The organism is Jujubicoccus corallicola (genome assembly GCF_047345645.1).
Lineage (GTDB): Bacteria > Pseudomonadota > Alphaproteobacteria > Rhodobacterales > Rhodobacteraceae > JBLEFH01.
Genome location: NZ_JBLEFH010000023.1, coordinates 1 through 503 on the forward strand (window position 1 = coordinate 1; position 503 = coordinate 503).

A 503-nucleotide genomic window follows, 5' to 3' on the forward strand; every position below is an offset into this window, starting at 1 on the left:
TCATCCACAGCCGCCATCAGTTCGCGGATCTTGTTCTCGCCGATCTCGGGGTCGCGGCCTTCCATAGCGGCCAGAGCCGAGCCTGCGATGATCGGAATATCGTCGCCCGGGAACTCATATTCGTTCAGAAGCTCGCGGACTTCCATTTCGACGAGCTCGAGCAGCTCTTCATCATCCACCTGATCGACTTTGTTCAGGAACACGACGAGGCCGGGCACGCCCACCTGGCGGGCCAGCAGGATGTGCTCGCGGGTCTGCGGCATCGGGCCGTCAGCCGCGTTCACAACCAGAATGCCGCCATCCATCTGGGCTGCACCGGTGATCATGTTCTTCACATAGTCGGCGTGGCCGGGGCAGTCGACGTGTGCGTAGTGACGCGCATCGGTCTCATACTCCACGTGGGCCGTCGAGATGGTGATCCCGCGGGCTTTCTCTTCCGGCGCGCCGTCGATCTGGTCATAGGCACGGAAGTCACCGAAATACTTCGTGATCGCCGCCGTCAG

General features: G+C 61.8%; 1 protein-coding gene. It reads right to left on the minus strand.

What is annotated here, in order from left to right; translation table 11 throughout:
- The coding region (locus ACMA5I_RS15940; protein WP_525887267.1) for a GTP-binding protein at positions 1–503 on the minus strand (503 nt) is incomplete at both ends.